At 41.2% G+C, this 17,158-nt stretch carries 15 protein-coding genes; 11 read left to right on the top strand and 4 right to left on the bottom strand.

What is annotated here, in order from left to right; translation table 11 throughout:
* Nucleotides 1–342 precede the first annotated feature (342 nt).
* The 3 genes from EEL30_17390 to EEL30_17400 all read left to right on the top strand — a co-directional run bounded on the left by EEL30_17390 (nt 343) and on the right by EEL30_17400 (nt 4,315).
* Nucleotides 343–1,632, top strand: a complete 1,290-nt coding sequence (locus tag EEL30_17390; GenBank protein QDX93915.1) for an NCS2 family permease — start codon at nt 343–345, stop codon at nt 1,630–1,632.
* A gap of 188 nt (nt 1,633–1,820) precedes the next feature.
* A complete protein-coding gene (locus EEL30_17395) occupies nt 1,821–3,008 on the top strand; it encodes an amino acid deaminase/aldolase (GenBank protein QDX95803.1) in 1,188 nt (395 codons plus the stop codon).
* Nucleotides 3,005–4,315, top strand: a complete 1,311-nt coding sequence (locus tag EEL30_17400) for an FAD-binding protein (GenBank protein QDX95802.1) — start codon at nt 3,005–3,007, stop codon at nt 4,313–4,315. The genes EEL30_17395 and EEL30_17400 overlap by 4 nt, the downstream gene beginning before the upstream one ends.
* A 134-nt stretch (nt 4,316–4,449) precedes the next feature.
* On the opposite strand, the gene EEL30_17405 is transcribed toward EEL30_17400, so the two are convergent.
* Nucleotides 4,450–5,700, bottom strand: a complete 1,251-nt coding sequence (locus EEL30_17405; protein QDX93916.1) for a dicarboxylate/amino acid:cation symporter — start codon at nt 5,698–5,700, stop codon at nt 4,450–4,452.
* A 278-nt stretch (nt 5,701–5,978) separates the two neighbouring features.
* On the opposite strand from EEL30_17405, the gene EEL30_17410 reads away from it, so the two are divergent.
* The 4 genes from EEL30_17410 to EEL30_17425 all read left to right on the top strand — a co-directional run bounded on the left by EEL30_17410 (nt 5,979) and on the right by EEL30_17425 (nt 9,367).
* Nucleotides 5,979–6,446, top strand: a complete 468-nt coding sequence (locus tag EEL30_17410; protein QDX93917.1) for a MarR family transcriptional regulator — start codon at nt 5,979–5,981, stop codon at nt 6,444–6,446.
* Between the two features lie 34 nt (nt 6,447–6,480).
* On the top strand, nt 6,481–8,118 hold the full coding sequence (locus EEL30_17415; protein ID QDX93918.1) for a DHA2 family efflux MFS transporter permease subunit: 1,638 nt from the start codon (nt 6,481–6,483) through the stop codon (nt 8,116–8,118).
* Nucleotides 8,119–8,235: 117 nt separating this feature from the next.
* On the top strand, nt 8,236–8,811 hold the full coding sequence (locus tag EEL30_17420) for a hypothetical protein (GenBank protein ID QDX93919.1): 576 nt from the start codon (nt 8,236–8,238) through the stop codon (nt 8,809–8,811).
* A gap of 157 nt (nt 8,812–8,968) precedes the next feature.
* On the top strand, nt 8,969–9,367 hold the full coding sequence (locus tag EEL30_17425; protein ID QDX93920.1) for a DUF350 domain-containing protein: 399 nt from the start codon (nt 8,969–8,971) through the stop codon (nt 9,365–9,367).
* A 104-nt stretch (nt 9,368–9,471) separates the two neighbouring features.
* On the opposite strand, the gene EEL30_17430 is transcribed toward EEL30_17425, so the two are convergent.
* Nucleotides 9,472–9,921, bottom strand: a complete 450-nt coding sequence (locus EEL30_17430; GenBank protein QDX93921.1) for a hypothetical protein — start codon at nt 9,919–9,921, stop codon at nt 9,472–9,474.
* A gap of 65 nt (nt 9,922–9,986) precedes the next feature.
* Between EEL30_17430 and EEL30_17435 the strand changes: the two genes are divergently transcribed.
* Nucleotides 9,987–11,225, top strand: coding sequence for a glutathionylspermidine synthase family protein (locus EEL30_17435; GenBank protein QDX93922.1), 1,239 nt, complete (start codon nt 9,987–9,989; stop codon nt 11,223–11,225).
* Nucleotides 11,226–11,229: 4 nt separating this feature from the next.
* Here EEL30_17435 and EEL30_17440 read toward each other — a convergent pair whose 3' ends face one another.
* The gene (locus tag EEL30_17440; protein QDX93923.1) at nt 11,230–12,282 is read right to left on the bottom strand and encodes a DctP family TRAP transporter solute-binding subunit; all 1,053 of its coding nucleotides are present in this window, start codon (nt 12,280–12,282) and stop codon (nt 11,230–11,232) included.
* 80 nt (nt 12,283–12,362) lie between these two features.
* Here EEL30_17440 and EEL30_17445 point away from each other — a divergent pair, with 80 nt between their 5' ends.
* The 3 genes from EEL30_17445 to EEL30_17455 all read left to right on the top strand — a co-directional run bounded on the left by EEL30_17445 (nt 12,363) and on the right by EEL30_17455 (nt 16,097).
* Complete coding sequence (locus EEL30_17445) at nt 12,363–13,961, top strand: sensor histidine kinase (protein QDX93924.1); 1,599 nt, start codon at nt 12,363–12,365, stop codon at nt 13,959–13,961.
* A gap of 2 nt (nt 13,962–13,963) precedes the next feature.
* On the top strand, nt 13,964–14,653 hold the full coding sequence (locus EEL30_17450) for a response regulator (protein ID QDX93925.1): 690 nt from the start codon (nt 13,964–13,966) through the stop codon (nt 14,651–14,653).
* Between the two features lie 160 nt (nt 14,654–14,813).
* A complete protein-coding gene (locus tag EEL30_17455) occupies nt 14,814–16,097 on the top strand; it encodes a tyrosine--tRNA ligase (GenBank protein QDX93926.1) in 1,284 nt (427 codons plus the stop codon).
* A 161-nt stretch (nt 16,098–16,258) separates the two neighbouring features.
* Here the strand turns inward: EEL30_17455 and EEL30_17460 are convergent, their stop codons facing one another.
* On the bottom strand, nt 16,259–16,891 hold the full coding sequence (locus EEL30_17460) for a nitroreductase family protein (protein ID QDX93927.1): 633 nt from the start codon (nt 16,889–16,891) through the stop codon (nt 16,259–16,261).
* Nucleotides 16,892–17,158: the final 267 nt, after the last annotated feature.

Raw genomic sequence — 17,158 nt, forward strand, 5'->3', positions numbered from 1 at the left:
ATGAAGAACGAAAAATAGGCGGAACAGATATATGAGTTTTATAAAAGTGAACAACAAATGGTAATGAAGAGTAGGGTATCTATCTTCTGTGATAGGAACAAAAGCTGAAGCGGTATTACAAACAGCGAAAATGGAAAGTTATATAACATGAGTAGGCGAGAAGTACGATTACATATAAATTAAGCATAAATTACTCCACCTTCGTGTACATTTTTACATTTTCCTATTTACTCTTTTTCTCTCTTTTTGCTACTATAAGGAAAGGTGTCTTGCCCTCATTTTTTAGGGTGAATTGGCACGGGTGGGCCGAGGGGTTGTTTTGCTTAAAGAAGGGAACCTATTTTGTACTCATTTTTTCGTAAAAGATTTGATGTAAAAGGGCATCAAACAACTGTTCGTAACGAAATTTTGGCTGGTTTAACCACGTTTTTCACCGCTGTCTACATCATTGCTGTTAATTCATTGATCTTGTCAGATGCCGGGATACCACTGGAAGCAGGTATTGTAGCCACGATTATTATTTCCTTCATCGGATGTTTGATCATGGGCTTTTGGGCCAATGCTCCTGTGGCGCTTGTTCCAGGTATGGGCATTAATGCGTTTTTCTCCTACACCATCGTCAAATCGATGGGATTGTCATGGGAAAGCGCTTTGGCAGTTGTATTCATGTCAGGTGTCTTGTTTATCGTGATTGCTTTTACTCCAGTTGCCAAACTCTTAGCGAAAAGCATCCCGCTGTCATTAAAAGAAGGAATGACGGTCGGAATCGGGTTGTTTCTTACCTTTATTGGTTTGCAAAAAGGCGGTCTAATCGTACCTAATCCATCTACGTTTATAGCTCTAGGCGATCTAGGGGATATCAAGGTGGTGCTGGGATTAGTCAGTCTGGTAATCGCCATAGTGCTATTTGTACGCAATGTAAAAGGGAGCTTTTTGATCAGTATCATTATTAACACGCTAATTGCCCTTGCACTTGGCACGGTAGGTGGCGCTGATCAGGGGAGCGATTTCTCCTTTTCAACTTACCTAACTGTCTTTGGTGCTCTTTCATTTGATGGCATAGCTACAACTGCATTTTGGTTGGCTGTGTTTCCTTTGACTATGGTCATCGTTTTTGAAAACATGGGTCTTTTGCACAGCATGGTTCCAGAAAGCAAATTTGCTCGTACTTTCCAAGCAAACGGAATTTCAGCTATGCTATCTGGATTATTTGGTACGAGTCCAACCGTGTCCTCAGCGGAAAGCTCTGCGGGAATTGCTGCGGGTGGGAAAACAGGGATTACAGCAATTACGGTAGGGGTACTATTCTTGATATCTATCTTTTGCATACCTGTCATTCGTTACGTGCCAGATACGGCGATTGCTCCCATCTTAATTTTAGTTGGTAGTCTGATGATGCAAAGTGTCAGTCAGATCAAGTTCAGTGACATGTCGGAAGGCTTGCCTGCGTTCCTGATTATTGTGCTGATTCCATTTACAGCTAGTATTGCGGATGGAATTGCTTTTGGATTTATGGCGTATCCAATTGTTAAACTGGCGATGGGCAAAAGAAAAGAAATTCCTCTTCCTCTTTTGATCATCTCGTTCATGTTTTTCTTATACTTTGTCTTGCTAGCATTACAGCTTCATTAAGCAAAAGGCAGTCATTTTCTCTTTGGGGGGGATGGCTGCTTTTTGTATGTATGGCGTATAAAATTGTATGGAGAAACGTATAAGTGGAATGGCGGATTTATAGGTGCCAAGGAGTTGGTTAAATATACTGAATAGAAAGATATTTTAATATAATGATGCTAAAGAAGGTGGGCTTCTTGAACGCGACGATGAGCAGGTATCACCAGTATCAAAAAGCTTTCGCTGACATACCAAAGCCGTTTGCCTATATTGATTTAGATTTATTGGATCAAAATATGGCAGAGATTGTGGCTAGGAGCAATGGGAAACGTATTCGAATTGCCAGTAAGTCGATTCGTTCAGTTCCCATGCTGCGCCGTATACTGAATTATCACCCTATGTTACAAGGAATCATGTGTTTTACGGCATCAGAAGCGTTGTTTTTATGGGAGAACGGTTTTGATGATTTGTTACTTGGCTACCCCGTAGTGGACAAATCATTGTTACTTTCGATCACGCAAGCTGTACAACAAGGCGCACAAATCACCTTGATGGTCGACTCCTTGGAGCATGTTTGCTTGATAGAAGAAGTGGCAAGAGAAATGGATACACCCCTGTTGCTCTGTGTGGACATGGATGCATCCGTCCCTTTTTTTAGTCTGCACTTTGGTGTATATCGTTCTCCTTTGCACATGGTAGAGGAAGTGATGCAGGTGGTAGAGAGGATTGCAACCTCTTCTTGGCTTGTTTTGGATGGAATCATGAGCTATGAAGCCCAAATTGCTGGAGTCGGTGATAACATGCCTGGGCAAAGTATCAAAAATGGCTTTATATCTTATCTAAAAAAACGTTCCATTCGTTCCATAAGAGAAAAGCGGGCCCGTGTTTATAACGAGTTGCAACGACACAATATTTCCATTCGCTTTTGTAATGGAGGGGGTACCGGTAGTATGACATCCACATGCCAAGAAGACGCAGTGACAGAGGTAACGGTAGGCTCTGGTTTTTATGCTCCTGCTCTATTTGATTATTACCGAGAGTTTCGCTTACAGCCAGCAGCCGGATTTGCTATTGAGATTGTGCGAAAGCCAAAACCCAATATCTATACTTGTTCGGGAGGAGGGTATGTGGCATCTGGATCAATAGGAAAAGAAAAACTCCCAGCTCCCTATCTACCACCAAAAGCTAAATTATTATCCCTAGAAGGGGCGGGAGAGGTGCAAACGCCTGTTCGTTATACAGGAGAGCAGGAACTTTCAATCGGAGATCCTATCTTTTTTCGACACAGTAAGGCAGGAGAATTATGTGAGCGCTTTCCAGCACTTCACTTGCTTCGTGAGGGAAAAATAGTGGGGGAAGCGATGACGTATCGGGGAGAGGGCAGGTGTTTTCTATGAGAGCAGTGGCAATGCAACCATGGAAGAATTGGGCGGGGCTTTCTGCTAGCACGCCACAACAAGTGGTCTATCCATCCAGTATGGAGGAAGTAGTGCAAGTTGTAAAAGAAGCCAGTCAACAGAGGAAAACCATTCGTGTAGTTGGTTCTGGACATTCTTTTACTGCGCTCGTAGAAACAGATCAAATTCTCTTGTCACTAGATGATTTACAGGGGGTTATAGAAACCAATGATAATGAGCAGACAGCCACTGTTTGGGCCGGAACAAAGCTGAAGCTTTTGGGAGAATCTTTACACAAACGAGGCTATTCTCAGGAGAATTTGGGGGATGTTAATGTCCAATCCATTGGAGGAGCTATTGGGACAGGAACGCATGGTACTGGTATTCGATTTGGGAGTATCTCTACGCAAGTAATAGGGTTGACTGTAGTAACTGCCCGAGGCGATGTACTGGAATGCTCGGAAACACATCGTCCTGAACTCTTCCGCGCGTTGCAAGTCTCTCTTGGATCACTTGGGATCATTGTCAAAGTGAAGCTACGTGTACTGCCAGCTTACAATATTCATTATAAGAGCAAGCGTATGAATTTAAACGATTGTTTAAACCGATTGACAGAGTTTAATGAGAGCCATCGTCATTTTGAGTTTTACTGGTTTGTCCACACTGATACGGTGCAAGTGAAATTTATGCAAACTACTCAAAAGCCAGCTTCCAAAAATAGCGCATGGAATCATTTTAATAAAGTAGTTATTGAAAATGGTTTGTTCTGGATTCTATCCGAGGTGTGTCGACTATTTCCTCAATTGTGTGCCCCGGTAAGTAAACTTTCTGCAAAAGCAGTTCCTATTATAGAGGAGGTGGGAGCAAGTCACGAGTTGTTTGCTACACCGCGCTGGGTTCGATTTAGTGAGATGGAGTACAGTGTGCCTGCTGATAAGATGAACGAGGTAATCAAAGAGATCGAGGCATGTATAAAAGAACATCGATTTGCTGTCCATTTTCCTATTGAATGCCGTTATGTAAAAGGGGATGATATCTGGCTCAGCCCTGCTTACAAGCGAGATTCCGCGTTTATTGCCGTGCATATGTACAAAGGTATGCCCTATAAGTCTTATTTTCAAGCAATGGAACGCATTTTTCTAAAATATGATGGGAGACCACATTGGGGCAAATTACATGAATTAACGGCAGCGGATTTACAAGATCGATTTCCGATGTGGACTCAATTTCTAGCTATTCGTGAACAGATGGACCCCACTGGATTATTTCTTAACCCATACTTGTCCCGATTATTTGGAGTACAGTAGTCAGCAATAATAGAGAATTGAATTTCTTTCCTATTCATAACAAAAAGCGCTTCTTTATCCTCAAGAGGAGAGAGCGCTTTTTGATTTTGCTATTGTTTTGTTAGGATTATGTTCTTGATGCTGAATGGATTGTATTACGAAGCAATAGTAGCTTCAGAATTTTTTGAGATGTTTGGATGAAACTCTTTTTCCGATTTGGAAACCACTATAGTAGCAACACCGTTACCAATTAGATTAGTCACAGCACGAGCTTCAGACATGAAGCGGTCTACCCCGATTAATAGCGCGATTCCTTCAACTGGAATCATGGGGAAAGCAGCTAATGTGGCAGCTAGCGTAATCAAACCAGAACCGGTTACACCTGCAGCGCCTTTAGAAGTAAGCATAAGGACGGCTAATAAGGTAATTTCTTGCCAGATCGTTAAATCAATACCATACGCTTGAGCGATAAAGATGGCGCCCATGGACAAGTAGATGGAGGTACCATCTAAGTTAAAGGAGTAACCGGTTGGGATAACCAGACCTACTACTGACTTGGAGCAACCATAAGCTTCTAGTTTGCGCATCATGCCAGGCAGAGCGGATTCAGAGGACGAGGTACCTACAACCAATAAAATTTCTTCTTTAATGTAGCGGATAAAGGAGAAGATGTTAAATTTGTAAGCTCTTGCGATAAGACCTAACACTACAATGATGAAGCAGAACATGGTCAGGTAAACGGAACCCATCAGAAGACCCAGGTTAATCAATGATTTAATTCCAAACTGACCGATCGTGTAGGCCATGGCCCCAAAAGCTGCAATTGGAGATAGACGCATGATCATGTTAACAACACCGAAGAATCCCTGGGTTAGCTTTTCAAATAATTGGAGAACGGGTTTCGCTTGTGACCCCATTGCGGTGAGTGAAATACCGAATAGGACAGCGAAGAACAGGATCGGGAGTAATTCGCCTTTTGCCATCGCACCTACCACGTTGTCAGGAACGATATTGATGATAAAGTCCAGGAAGCTGCTACTTTCCGATGCAGATGAGGTGTATTTAGAAATATCTGCACCAGCAGCATTCGATGTATCAATTCCTACACCTGGCTTTACAAAATTAACAACAATAATTCCGATTGTTAATGCTAATGTAGTTACAATTTCAAAGTAGAGCAAGGCTTTTCCGCCTATTCTACCAACCTTTTTCATGTCTCCCATACTAGCGATACCGTGAACAATTGTGAAGAAAACAATTGGTGGAATAACCATTTTAATCATTTTGATAAAGACGTCAGCTAACACTTTTAGTTTAGCTCCGAATTCAGGGAAGATAAACCCAACTATAATACCTAAAATAACACCTGTGATTACTTGTACCGTCAAATTTTTCAATATTTTCATGGGTAGTTCACTCCCTTTCGTGTAAGCGCTTTACTTATCTGTGGTTATTGTAAAACTTTTTAGAAAATTAGAAAATAATATGGTCTTATTGTTCTTTTTGGTTTTTTTGGTCATAAAAACAGCCTTGACATTTTTGTTATATCATTTTATATTTAAACACGTTAAATAATAAGTTATCTAATAAATAAACAATCAAATAAATAAAAAGTGCATGAAAGAACTATTTACATCATTTGTAACTAGGTTCATGCACCAGCAGATAGAAAGGGGATAAGAATATGCCCAACACGGATATGCTTGATCAAAAAATTGATCGTTTACTTGAATTGGTAAGTAGTACAACTAAGAAAATTCGAATGGAGATTATGGTACACAAGGATTTAGGTTTAACGGGTCCGCAATTTCATACGTTGTACTTGATTTCAAAAGAAGGTACCTGTAAAACTACGAGGCTAGCCGAGCTACTGGAAGTAAAACCAAGTGCTATGACAGTAATGATTGATCGATTGGTTCATAACGGTTTCGTAGCTCGTTGTAATGACGAGAAGGATCGCAGGGCTGTATTAGTGTCTGTAACGGAAGTAGGGAAGCAGGCGCTTGATAAGGGGAAAGCAAAAGCGAAAGAAGTGCTACATCGTTATTTCTCGCATTTAAATCAAGAGGAGATCACATTCCTGGTAGATATTTACGAAAAGCTAAACAGCGTTCAAATCGCTAACAAAGCAAATGAACAAAAAAGCAAATAAACATAAAAATAACGAACGAATAGGAGAATCGGATATGGGAGAACAAATGACGATTGCAACAAAACAACAACCTAGCTCCCAAAGCCGAGGCTTGTTGATTACGGGACTCATTATTGCCATGCTGTTTGCGGCGTTAGACGGAACTATTGTAGGAACGGCGATGCCGCGCATTGTTGGGGAATTGGGCGGTTTGGGAGTCATGACTTGGCTTACTACTGCCTATATGTTAACCTCGACAACCATGGTGCCTATTGCAGGTAAACTGGCAGACCTACTTGGTCGAAAAGTTGTCTATATAACTGGTTTAATCATCTTTATGGTCGGTTCTGTGCTGTGTGGTTTCACAGACAGTATGACCCAATTAATCGTGTATCGTGGTTTGCAAGGTATTGGTGGCGGAATTATGATGCCTATGGCGTTAATCATCATCGGTGATTTATTTACTGGGAAAGAACGGGCGAAATGGCAAGGGGTGTTCGGCGCTCTCTATGGGCTATCTTCCGTCATTGGGCCTCCTGTGGGTGGCTATATCGTAGATGCCTTGAATTGGCGTTGGGTGTTTTACATTAACTTGCCTATCGGGATTATCGCAACCATTTTTATTGCCATGGGATTAAAAAAACACAAGGTAACGGGCCCAATCAAAATTGACTTTGCCGGCATTACTACGATGATCATCGGTGTGGTCAGCATGTTGCTGGCTTTGACGTTTGGTGGTAAGGAATATGCGTGGTTTTCTTGGCAAGTGATTGGTCTTATGACTGTGTCTATTGTTGCCATCGCTTCGTTTATTAGGATTGAAAAGAAAACAGAAGAACCCATCTTACCAGTGAATCTGTTTGCTAACAAAATCTTTTCTTCGTTAAATGGTGTGGGTTTCTTGATGAGCGTCGGCATGTTTGGAGCGATCATGTTTGTGCCATTATTTATGCAAGGCGTAGTGGGGATTAGTCCCTCCGAATCAGGTGCAATCATGACACCGATGATGCTTACTATGATTTTGACGAGCGTAGTAGGCTCCCGAATGGTGTATCGTTGGGGTGTGAAAAAACAGATTTTAGTGGGTATGATTATCATGGCAACTGGCTTTGGGTTTTTGACTAGCATGGGAATTGACACAACTAAATTGACCGCTACTTCCTTTATGATGGTGATTGGTCTTGGGATGGGTCTGGTTATGCCAATTATCACGTTGGCCCTGCAAGAATCTTTCCCTAAATCCCAGCTTGGTGTTGTTACCTCTTCTAGTCAGTTCTTCCGTTCTATTGGGGGGACTTTCGGGGTAACCATCTTAGGTAGTGTCATGAATGCAAAATCTGCATCCCTTTTAACGGATTACCTATTGCCTCTCTTGCACAAGCTTCCATCCCAAGCAAAAGGAATGGTTGATCAAATTGCAATGGAGATTCATACGAACCCACAAGGCTTGTACTCCATGCTGTTTAGCCCAGAAGCAATGCAAAAAGTTCCTGAATCCGTTCGAGATCAGCTGATTCCTGTCCTGAAACATTCAATGGTAGAATCTTTACATGTCGTTTTTATGGTCAGCTTTGGTATCGTGTTGGTTGGGGCGATTTTAACCTTGTGGTTGCCACATATACCACTGGGTAGCGCTAGAAAAGTGACTCAGGAGAACAGTGTCAATGAGTCACCCCCTGTGATGGAAAAGTAAGTATGTTCCTAGTGAAATAGCCTACACCTCTTGGAGTCATATTCATTGATTCTGGGGGGTGTTTTTTGCTATGATTTGAAGGGAGTTTTTGGAATAAATATGAAGGAGGTAAAGCATATGAATCAAACGCAAAAACTGATAGCAGGCATAGCTAGTGTTTTCCTAGTGGGTGCTGGAGTGAGTAGTTGTATGAATTCCGATGGAGAAAAACAAGAGGTTGAAACGTATGACTTACATAAGGCTAAAGAAGAGCAAGATATACCCTTGACTATTCAACGAGATAAATTAACAGCAGCAGACTATGATCCTTCTTACACGGTGCAGTCTTCATCAGATGAACATACGGTTCCAGCAGATGCTCATACTGTTCAAGGAGACACTATTGAGGATAATAATGAAGATTTAAATATTCCAGAAGATACAGATTGTGAATCGTGGGAATTTATGGATAATGAAGGGGTTTATGGCTGTACAGACAGCAACTCCTCCCATTATAATCAACTGATGTACGGAGGCATTTTTTATGCATCGACGGCAGCTTTGTTGCAACAATCAAATTACCACAGCTACAAAAATAGTTCGCGATTTCGGAGTAATTCTTCCTCTTTCTCAGGAAGTAATGGTTTTGGAAATAAAAGTTCAGGCAGTAGCATGAAAAGTGGTTTTGGTAGCAGTTCCCATTCAGGAGGGTAATGTATTCACACCCGATAAGCAAGGTGGACAGCCCAATAAAAACGATAGTAAATCATATAAAAGCAGTAGTTCTCATTCTTCGGGTGGCTGAAGCTAGTGGAAGAGACGGAACGTTTAGAATCATTTATAAAGAAATAACATACAGGAGTGATGTAACATGCCTTTAATGATAAACTTTTTGATTTATGCGGGGACTGCCTTTGCCATGATGTTGGTTGGGTTGGTCCTGTTTATTGTTAGTACAACAAAAGTAAAAGAATTCCAATTGATTGCTACTAATAATCAGGCAGCAGCACTGACACTCGGTGGAAAAATGCTTGGTCTCGCTTTTGTGCTTGGTTCTGCTGTGGCCAACTCTGTGTCTCTAGTTGATATGGTCATTTGGAGCGGTGTTGGTATTGTAGCTCAAATTATCTTCTTCTTTTTAGCTGAAATCATAACCATTCGTTTTAGCATTCGAGAAGCGATTGAAAAGAATAATACTGCTGTTGGTATCCTCTTAATGATGTTCTCGTTATCTATTGGCTGGATAGTAGGGCAATGTCTAACCTATTAAGTCGCTACTAAAAATGATGTCGAAGCAAATCAGCTTTTGCGCTTTCCCGGGTGATGATTTCCCAGAATAAAGTCCATGTCGGGAAAGCGTACACTGTTTACATTTTACACTACATAAATGACGTAGACACCGCGATCTTCATCAATTTCCGTGGAATCTACCTCGAAATGTCCCAGCTCGGATACATGGATATAATCCTTCAACAAATAACGGACCACGTCCGTATGATGGGGGACTGTCAAGTGGCTTAGAAGCTCTGTATCGCCAGCGGCTAGCAGTCTCCGAAACTCAATGAGAACTCCCTTACTACTATTAAACATCTCGTCATGATAACATACTGCACTTCCTTGGTATTCATATATGAGAATTTCTCTGTTTCCCTCCATTTCGTTGGAAAGTAGCTGATATTGTTTCCCATCTTTAATGAGAAAGTGGCATAAGTGACGAGCTAAAATACCGTCCTCTCCAACTTCTGTAGAGTGGTATTCTGCAAAAGCCGTAAATTGATCTTCCTCTTGTTTGATATAACACGTACACGTATGGATATGAATCACCCTTTCATCTGATAGATTGATTATGACATACGCTCTTACGATAGAAAAGGATGCGACTTTCCTTCATGAACCATAAAGAGAAAAGAAAACAATTTTATCAGCAGATCCCACATTATTGGGCAGATTTATATGGACAAGAGTATAGTTTATACGACGTGTATCCTGTGACAGAACGAGAAGCGTCCGCGATCCGTAAAGCTACCAATCGAGTGGGATATATATTCTTCAAAACAATAAAGCTTTTACGTCAAATCGATGATGAATTGCTACTTTCTCTAGGCTTTCCCGCTAGCTCATTACGATTTTTGCGCATACGTCAATTGAATATGGAGAGTGTTATTGCCAGATTAGACCTCGTAGAGCTGGATGATCGGTATGTTGTGCTAGAAATCAATAGTGATACACCTACTTTTTTGAAGGAATTATTCTTCGTCAACGATAGGATATGTAAGGAATTTGGTTATAATAATCCCAACGAGGGGGAGGAAAAAAGGCTTCAAAAGGCTGTTCAAGGTGCTATTCTTGCAAGCTTACAGGACGTTGTGCCAAACGATGTAGAACCCCCTCATATTGTCTTTACCTCGCATGCAGATAATAAAGAAGATCGTTACACAGCAGAATATTTACGTGATCTGGCACAATTGCCTAGTTGCTATGTACCACTCCATGAGCTACAAATAGTCGAGGATGAGGGGTTATATGATGCAGCCGGAAAACGCATTGATCTTTTATATCGTCAAACATACCCCATTGAGCAGATGTTAGTGGATTATGATCCGAATACCAAAGAACCCGTAGGAGAGATGTTGCTAGAATTAGTAGCTCATCGTAAGTTGGCCATGCTTAATCCAATCTCCGCCTTTTTGTTGCAAAGTAAGGCGGTTCAGGCAGTAATCTGGGGTCTGCATGAGGAGCTTCACCCTTTTTATACAAGCGAAGAACATACTTGGATTGCCGAGCACTTTTTGCCCACTTATCTAGAACCTGATCTTTTCCGGGAACAGGGAACTGCTTATGTACGGAAACCTGCCTTTGGAAGAGAGGGTGATACAGTTCAGATTATTAAGGATGATGCGATTCTCTATGAAGATAGCAACAAGTCATACACCGATTACGTATCTGTCTATCAGAAATATGTACCACTTCCCACTACTTATGTTCAGACTGCTGAAAAAAAGGTGAAGGGGCATCTCATGATAGGAAGCTTTCTTATCAGTGGACAAGCATCTGCTTTTGGATTTCGAATAGGTGGACCCATTACAGACAACATGGCGTATTTTCTACCTTGTGGATATAAGCTATAAGCACTTACTTCTGTACCTGCAAATCCGCTATTTTTTGCATAAGTTCCTTCCCAATAGGTGCTTCAAACTGTTTGTAAATCGGCTGTAGCACTCTAATCCAGGTCTCTTTTTGTGCGGGAGTCAGCGTTTGAATAAAAACAGACTTTTTCCGGCGTAATAAAGCTAATTGCTGTTTGTCCATCTCGATGGCTTGCTGCCGATTCCACGCAGTTGTTTCTAATAAAGCTTCTGTTAAAAGGTCACGGGTATGTGGTTCAAGCTTTTCCCAAAAATCTTTATTCACAATGACTGCATAACCCAAATAACCGTGGTTACTGATTGTTATATAAGGCTGAACTTGATATAGATGCTTGGTAAAAATGTTAGAAATCGTATTTTCTTGTCCGTTGACGTAGCCAGATTCAATATTATGATACACCTCGGTGAAGGGCATCGCTACGGTTTTCGCCCCTAATAGTTTAAATTGACTCTCTAGGGCTTTACTGGGCAAAATGCGAAAGGTATGTCCAGTAAAATCAGCAGGACGAAGCAAGGGGTGCTGATTGCTACTCATTTGTTTAAAGCCATTGCTCCAGAAGGCAAGTCCTTGCATGTTTTTTTGCTCCAGCGTTTGAAATAGGACTTTGCCAATTTCTCCGTCAAAGACCCGATGTATGGTATTCTGATCTGGGTAAGCAAATGGTAAATCAAAGGCAAGCCATTCTGGTATAACGTTGGAGAGATTGGAGAAAGCGGGGGCAATCATCTGAATATCCCCACGAGCTAAAGCCTTGAACTCCTCTTTGTCTGAGTAAAGAATGCCATTTGGAAAAACTTGTACTTCCACTTGATCGTTCGTTTTCTCTTTGACTAACTGGGCAAATTTTTCAGCAGCCAAGCCTTTTGGGGTATTTTCCGCTACAACATGACTAAATTTTATGATAACTCGCTGTTTAAATCCGTTTTGTTCCTCATCGACAGGCTTTGACCCGGCAGTTAATTCCGTACTAAATCCAATAAACCAGGCTGTTAGAAGTCCGATTATTACAAATGAAAAAATGCCAAGAAAAGATTTCAAGAAATTTACCTGCTTTCCTAGTTGAATTAATCAATCAATCTATTTCACAATAGAAAAAATAAGATAATAGCGGAAGGACTGTGAAGATTCTGCTCAAAAACTTACGACTTCATTGGAAAATAACGATTCTCTCCTTTGGTATTGTACTATTTTCTCTCTTAATTGGGGGAATTATTATTATTGGAAAAATGTCAATGGAGATTGAAACAGAACTGGGACAACGCTTGTTAGTCACTGCACGAACCGTTGCTGAAATACCCGCAATCGGAGAAAATATGGTAAAACCCGACGGTTGGAAACCAATTCAATCAACGACTAAACGTATCCAGATCGTGAACGATGTCAGCTATATCGTTGTTCTTTCGATGAATCGAATACGTCTGTCGGATGTGATGGAAGAGAGAATTGGCACAGTGTTTACCGGGAAAGAGGTGGAGGCAGCTTTTGCTGAACACACCTTTGTCCAGAAAGTAAAAGGGGAACAAGGGATAGCGTTACGTGCATACGTACCTATTATGAATACGGATCACCGTCAGATTGGCGTAGTTATGACTGGGCATTTGTTACCCACCTTATATGAAATGATTGCGAACCAAAAAGAGAGTATCACGATTACATTATTTCTATCCCTCTTGTTCGGTATGATGGGTTCATGGCAGTTGGCCCGTCATATGAAAAAGCAGTTGTTAAATCTGGAACCGCAGGAGATTGCCCGGCTATTAATTGAGCGCACCGCAACATTTCAAGCAATGCACGAAGGTGTCATTGCAATAGATAACGCTTTAACCATTACTATTTTTAACGAACATGCCAAGCGAATCTTCCAGGTTACAGGTGATGTCATTGGCAAAAAAATTAACGAGGTGATTCCTGATTCCAGATTACCGGAAATTTTGCGGTTAGATCAACCCATATATAATCAGGAATTGCAAATGCAGCATGCCGTCATTTGGTCCAACCGTGTTCCGATTAAAGTGAATAACAAAACGGTAGGTGCACTTGCCATCTTTCAGGATCGGACAGAGTTTGCCAAAATTGCTGAAGAATTAACCGGGGTCAAAGCGTTTGTAGAGGCTTTGCGAGTACAAAATCATGAACATCGAAACAAAATGCATACCATCGCGGGATTGCTTCAATTAAACCAAGCGGATAAAGCCTTGCAATATGTTTTTGATGTTTCAGAAAAGCATGAGGAGCTAAGTAGCTTTCTAACTGAAAATATCTACGATGATAATTTATCAGGATTGTTACTAAGCAAAGTAGGTCGTGGCAAAGAGTTGGGGATACATGTGGAAATAGATCGTAAAAGTAGACTCTACGCTTTACCTAACCGGATGGATCATCATGATTTTGTGCTCATCATCGGCAATCTGGTTGAAAATGCTTTTGATGCTTTAGTCATGTCAGAGCGGCCAGACAAGAGTTTGTTTATCAGCTTGCACCAAGATGAGGAGAGCCTATCTTTAATGGTAGAAGACAATGGATTAGGAATGGATGCAGGGACCAAAGCTCGTGTGTTTGAACGAGGATTTACGACCAAATACCAGAATAATCAAGGGCTAGGCCTATATCTAGTAAAAACGCTAGTCACTAAAGGGAGTGGCGAAATTATGGTTGATTCTACAACGGGTTACGGAACCACCTTTGTGATACAGTTTCCTATGAAAGGAGAGAAGTAAGTATGTTTCGGGTTATTATTATTGAGGATGATCCAATGGTGCAGGAGTTACATCGACAGTTTATCCAGCAAGTAGAGGGATTTACGGTTATTGGAATATCTTCTAATGGATCGGAAGGGCTTTCGATGATCAAAGAGCTACAGCCAGATTTGGCGATCATGGATATTTTCATGCCCTCTCAAAATGGAATAGAGACGATAAAACAACTGCGGAGTGGCGATAATCCAGTGGAAATCATAGTAATTACTGCTGCTAAAGATATGGAAACCATCCAGATCATGATTCGACACGGTGCATTTGACTATATTATGAAACCATTTAAATTCGAGCGAATAAAGCAAGCGCTGGAGAATTACAGTAAATATGCGAGACAGACTGGCGAACAGTCCACGATGTCGCAATCGGAACTAGATTCTCTCTTATTTGGACAAACCCTAAAACAAGAATGTCAGCTGGGGGAATTGCCAAAAGGCTTAAATACTCTCACGATGCAACAAATTAAACAATTCATGCTGGAGCAAAAACAGTCCATGTCCGCTGAGGAGGTAGCCGAACAAGTGGGTCTTGCGCGTGTCACAGCAAGACGTTACCTCGAACATCTGGAGCGTATACAGATGGTGGAACGTGATGTACAGTATGGTGGTGTTGGTAGGCCTGTGAATCGCTATTTAATAAGAGATAAAAAACAATAGGGGAAAAAAGCTAGGATATTGTATTACCCGTAGTGAAACTCATCATGTCCAAGCAATATCGCTAGGGAATGTTTTTTTTGGTACAATATAAAAAAATGTGCGAAATTATGCTATGATATACAGATTACACAAATTGATTGCAAAGGAGAATTAGGTAGCAATGGAAATTATACAAGAGCTGGAAAGCAGAGGGCTGATCTACCAAACAACAGATAAAGAAGAGCTAACAAAGCGTCTTCAACAAGGTATGCTCACGCTGTATACGGGCTTCGACCCAACTGCTGATAGCTTACATATTGGGCACCTTCTTCCCATTCTAACCTTGCGCCGTTTTCAACAGGCAGGTCATCAACCGATTGCCCTAGTAGGTGGGGGTACAGGTATGATTGGCGATCCAAGCGGTCGTTCTACAGAGCGTTCGTTAAACACAGAAGAGGTTGTAAAAGGTTATTCCAACAAGCTAAAAAGTCAATTAGAGCGTTTTCTCGACTTTGATCGCGAGGGTAATCCAGCGATCATGGCTAACAACTATGAGTGGTTAGGTCAGCTGACTCTAATTGAATTCCTACGTGATATCGGTAAACATTTCTCTATTAACTATATGCTCGCAAAGGATTCTGTAAGTGCTCGTTTGGAAAACGGAATCTCTTTCACTGAGTTTAGCTATATGATCATGCAAGCGTACGATTTCTGGAAGTTAAACCAAACGCTCAATTGTGAATTGCAAATGGGTGGTAGCGATCAGTGGGGAAATATTACGGCTGGTACAGAATTCATACGACGTGCGAATCAGGATGACGAGAATCAGACGGAAGCTAAAAAAGTATTTGGTTTGACGTTACCATTGGTTCTTAAAAGCGATGGTACAAAATTTGGTAAAACAGCAGGTGGAGCAATATGGTTAGATGCTAACAAAACCTCTCCATATAAATTCTACCAGTTTTGGTTGAACACAGACGACCGTGATGTTATGAAGTTCTTGAAATACTTTACGTTCCTAAGCACTGAAGAGTTGAACACGTTAGAAAATGCAGTTGCTACTGAACCGGAAAAACGTGAAGCACAACGTACCTTGGCTCGTGAAGTAACCAACTTGGTTCATGGGGAAGCGGCAATGAAACGTGCGGAAGAAATCTCTGTTTCTTTGTTTAATGGTGGTCTAAAAGAACTGACTCCAGCGGAAATTGCTGATAGCTTTAGCGATGTGCCATCTGCTACCTTAGAAGATGGAGAGCTTACAATGGTGGATGTACTTGTGCAAGTAGGTGCAGCCAAATCAAAACGTGAATCCCGCGAATACCTAAACAACAATGCAATTACGGTCAATGATGTTCGTTTCACTGATCTAGAAACGAAACTGGTTGATATTGAGCGTCTGGGTGGTCAATACTTGGTAATTCGCCGAGGGAAGAAAAACTACTATCTCGTTGAATACAAAGGGTAGAAAATGATGGTCAGACCTCTTTCATGGGGTTTATGATCAGTATGCGATGTAATTTAGCGCTTACTATCGAAATTCAGCTAAATGTCGCGCTAGTTTTTACACAAAAGAGAGGCTTGGTCAGAGAAGTATCCCTTTCCAAGCCTTTCTTTTGTTCTTACAACTTAAAAGCTCTCATTAATTACTACTTCACTAAGAGGCAAACGAGCAGTAGGATGTGCAGGGGTGCTTGCTTTTCCAAGTGTCAGCATCATGACCGGGTAAAAACGCTCCGGAATGTTGCATTCTTTCATAATACCATCACGATCAATTCCACCCATTGGGCATGTATCATAGCCTTTTGCTTTTGCTGCAAGCATCAGTTGCATGGAAGCAAGAGAGGCATTTAAAATAGCTTCTTTCATACCAATCTCAGAGTTGCCTGCATAAGCGCCTTCAACTTGGCTGACCATGATATCGTGAACTTGTTGGTTAATTACGCCGTCTTGCATAGCTTTTCCGTAAATATCGCGAACGGCTAGATCAGCTCTAACATCACCTAGTACGATAATAACCGCAGAAGCATCTACGACTTGTTGTTGATTGTAAGCGAGTGGTAACAATCTCTCTTTTTTCTCCCGAGTAGTAACCACTAGGAAACGCCAATGTTGCAAGTTCCAAGAGGAAGGAGCGGATGCAGCTAGTTCCAAGATTTCATTAAGCTCAGAACGCGGGATTTCCACGCCTGCTTCATATTTACGAACGCTATGACGAGCTTTCATTACCTCAGCGAGTGTTTCGAATGTAGCAGTATTCATTAGGAAAATCTCTCCAATCATTAAAGATGTAGGATAACTGTAACATAGATCGAAGGTTACTAACAATAATATAGTGTGTGATAGATGTAAGCCAAAAGTTTTATTTTTTCAAAATTGGATAACAAAGTATGGTTTGTAACGTCTAGTAATTAGGGGAACTGTCAATCGCTTGGTGTGTAGTAATAAAGGATGAATAAATTGGATTCGAGTGGAATGAAAAATGTTTATTTCTATAGAGAAAAGACACATTGTTTAAGATGAAGAGGA

The organism is Brevibacillus laterosporus (assembly GCA_007833815.1).
Taxonomy (GTDB): Bacteria; Bacillota; Bacilli; order Brevibacillales; family Brevibacillaceae; genus Brevibacillus_B; species Brevibacillus_B laterosporus_D.

Excerpts from the sequence above, each read along its gene's own strand:
- EEL30_17435 (QDX93922.1), top strand. The coding sequence starts at position 9,987 with ATGAACCATAAAGAGAAAAGAAAACAATTTTATCAGCAGATCCCACAT.
- EEL30_17425 (QDX93920.1), top strand. The coding sequence starts at position 8,969 with ATGCCTTTAATGATAAACTTTTTGATTTATGCGGGGACTGCCTTTGCC.
- EEL30_17450 (QDX93925.1), top strand. The coding sequence starts at position 13,964 with ATGTTTCGGGTTATTATTATTGAGGATGATCCAATGGTGCAGGAGTTA.
- EEL30_17405 (QDX93916.1), bottom strand. The coding sequence starts at position 5,700 with ATGAAAATATTGAAAAATTTGACGGTACAAGTAATCACAGGTGTTATT.
- EEL30_17460 (QDX93927.1), bottom strand. The coding sequence starts at position 16,891 with ATGAATACTGCTACATTCGAAACACTCGCTGAGGTAATGAAAGCTCGT.
- EEL30_17410 (QDX93917.1), top strand. The coding sequence starts at position 5,979 with ATGCCCAACACGGATATGCTTGATCAAAAAATTGATCGTTTACTTGAA.
- EEL30_17455 (QDX93926.1), top strand. The coding sequence starts at position 14,814 with ATGGAAATTATACAAGAGCTGGAAAGCAGAGGGCTGATCTACCAAACA.
- EEL30_17415 (QDX93918.1), top strand. The coding sequence starts at position 6,481 with ATGGGAGAACAAATGACGATTGCAACAAAACAACAACCTAGCTCCCAA.
- EEL30_17395 (QDX95803.1), top strand. The coding sequence starts at position 1,821 with ATGAGCAGGTATCACCAGTATCAAAAAGCTTTCGCTGACATACCAAAG.
- EEL30_17400 (QDX95802.1), top strand. The coding sequence starts at position 3,005 with ATGAGAGCAGTGGCAATGCAACCATGGAAGAATTGGGCGGGGCTTTCT.
- EEL30_17420 (QDX93919.1), top strand. The coding sequence starts at position 8,236 with ATGAATCAAACGCAAAAACTGATAGCAGGCATAGCTAGTGTTTTCCTA.